A 451-nucleotide genomic window follows, 5' to 3' on the forward strand; every position below is an offset into this window, starting at 1 on the left:
GTATTCTTCGGAAATTGGAGAATGAAAGTGGCAAACGGATTTGATCCACGGATAACAGCAGTGCCGGAACCGACCCGGATCGGCCGTGAAGACACGGCGATCGATGTGGGCCTACGGTCCTACATGCTGTCCGTGTACAACTACATGGCCTCCGGGGTGCTGCTGACGGGCATCGTGGCGCTGTTGTTCGCCAACAGCGGCTACGCGGCTGCCGTGCTCGGCGGGCCGGGGATCCTCAAGTACGGCATCATGTTCGCGCCCCTGGCGTTCGTCCTGGTGCTCAGCTTCGGCATCACTCGTCTTTCGACCGGGACGGCCCAATTGCTGTTCTGGGCGTTTGCGACGGTGATGGGTCTGTCGATGGCGTCGATCTTCCTGGTGTTCACGGGAACCTCGATCGCGACCACCTTCTTCGCGACCGCGGCGGCTTTTGCGGGGCTCAGCCTTTACG

Annotated in this window: 1 protein-coding gene; it reads left to right on the forward strand. The window is 61.2% G+C overall.

Annotation, left to right across the window (positions count from 1 at the left end; translation table 11 throughout):
• Positions 1 to 60: 60 nt before the first annotated feature.
• Positions 61 to 451, forward strand: a 391-nt coding sequence (locus QQM67_RS30505; RefSeq protein ID WP_314178655.1) for a Bax inhibitor-1/YccA family protein, incomplete at its 3' end; no start/stop codon positions are given.

The sequence above is a fragment of the Streptomyces winkii genome (assembly GCF_032248595.1).
Classification (GTDB): domain Bacteria; phylum Actinomycetota; class Actinomycetes; order Streptomycetales; family Streptomycetaceae; genus Streptomyces; species Streptomyces winkii.